Source organism: Streptomyces sp. NPDC093260 (genome assembly GCF_040683715.1).
In the GTDB taxonomy this organism is placed as follows: Bacteria; Actinomycetota; Actinomycetes; order Streptomycetales; family Streptomycetaceae; genus Streptomyces; species Streptomyces sennicomposti.
Map to the genome: position 1 here is coordinate 1 of NZ_JBFBEK010000072.1, position 1036 is coordinate 1036.

Sequence of the window (1036 nt, forward strand, 5' to 3'; positions counted from 1 at the left end):
TCAGACCCGCATCGGCTGCGGGGACTCGCGGCGGGACGGGTCCGGGCCCTCGTACTCGCGGATGATCTCGTAGCGCGTGTTCCGCTCCACCGGACGGAACCCCGCGTCCCGGATCAGCTCCAGCAGATCCTCACGCGTCAGCTTGCCCGGCGTACCGAAGTCGTCCGCGTCATGCGTGATCTTGTACTCGACCACCGACCCGTCCATGTCGTCCGCACCGTGCTGGAGCGCCAACTGCGCCGTCCGCACACCGTGCATCACCCAGAACACCTTCACATGCGGCACGTTGTCGAACAGCAGCCGCGACACCGCGAACGTCTTCAACGCCTCCGCACCCGTCGCCATCGACGTCCGCTCCTGGAGCCGGTTGCGGACCTTGCCGTCCCTCACATCCACGAAGTCATGCTGGTAGCGCAACGGGATGAACACCTGGAAACCACCCGTCTCGTCCTGCAGCTCCCGCAGCCGAAGCACGTGGTCCACCCGGTGCCTCGGCTCCTCGATGTGGCCGTACAGCATGGTGCACGGCGTCTTCAGACCCTTCTCGTGCGCCAGCCGGTGAATACGCGACCAGTCCTCCCAGTGCGTACGGTGGTCCACGATGTGCTGCCGGACCTCCCAGTCGAAGATCTCCGCACCCCCACCGGTCAGCGACTCCAGACCCGCGTCGATCAACTCGTCCAGGATCTCCGACGCCGACAGCCCCGAGATCGTCTCGAAATGATGGATCTCCGTGGCCGTGAACGCCTTCAGCGACACGTCCGGCAGCGCCGCCTTCAGCTCCCGCAGCGAACGCGGATAGTAACGCCACGGCAGGTTCGGATGCAGACCGTTGACGATGTGCAGCTCCGTGAGGCCGTCCGCCTCCATCGCCCTCGCCAGCCGCACGGCCTCCTCGATCCGCATCGTGTACGCGTCCTTCTCCCCCGGCTTGCGCTGGAAGGAGCAGTACGCACACGACGCCGTGCACACGTTCGTCATGTTGAGATGCCGGTTGACGTTGAAATGCACCACGTCACCGTTCATCCGGGTACGC

1 protein-coding gene is annotated in these 1036 nt (G+C 65.4%); it reads right to left on the bottom strand.

Going from position 1 to position 1036, the window contains the following annotated elements:
• A partial coding sequence (gene mqnE / locus AB0N63_RS36125; RefSeq protein WP_365536258.1) for an aminofutalosine synthase MqnE occupies positions 1-1036 on the bottom strand: 1036 nt, incomplete at its 5' end.